Below are 701 nucleotides of genomic sequence, written 5' to 3'. Positions count from 1 at the left end.
AATTAAGCCCTTAAAAAGTTGAAATACTACAACTAGAAGGGCTTAATTTATTGATAAGCAAATGATTAAGCGTTTTTTAAGTGCTAATATTATTTGCTTTACAACGTCAAATTTTAACTACAAGGTTTTTATAATATCGAACCTTAACCAATTTAAAGGTTCTTCAACCTTGTAGTAAACGTTGCTGTCATCCGGAGCTGGAGCGAAAGGCACTGGCTTGTTCTTTTTCGTTGGCACAAACGGGCTAGTTGGATAATCGGGTCCAGTAACTCCATCAGGAATAGCTACTTGTGTTTTATCATACAGCTTTGGATCCCTTCGCATAATGAATGGTCGGCTAAAATCAGGCTTATTTTCCCCTTTGCCTTTAAAGTATCTGCTCTTTTCAAGTTCATCAAATTTTGTATTTACAGGAACAAGCACAAAGAAATCATGCATTTTGTAGGTTAATCCTGTATTAGCATCTTTGTTAGAACCTTTATACATTCCTTGATCATCAAATTTTTCAGGGCTGTTTTCTGCGTTTATATCTTTACCATGCTCACAAACTCTTACACCTGGTGATGGGGAAAATATATTGTTTCCGCAAGATGGCAAATCTAATCCTTTGTAGAATTCTACTGCGCCAGTATCGCCGGAAAGTAAATGATTTTTCATCATATCATTCATAGGTAATTTTTTATCGTATAGAATAGATCCCT

The 701-nt window shown here is 35.4% G+C and carries 1 pseudogene; it reads right to left on the bottom strand.

What is annotated here, in order from left to right:
- Window positions 1-117: 117 nt before the first annotated feature.
- Window positions 118-701 (bottom strand): annotated as a pseudogene (locus A5294_RS06475) (serine/threonine protein kinase); the annotation flags it as partial.

The organism is Gardnerella sp. 30-4 (genome assembly GCF_001641215.1).
GTDB lineage: Bacteria > Actinomycetota > Actinomycetes > Actinomycetales > Bifidobacteriaceae > Bifidobacterium > Bifidobacterium leopoldii.
Note: the sequence above shows the minus strand (reverse complement) of the source record. Positions and strands in the feature narration are given on the sequence as shown.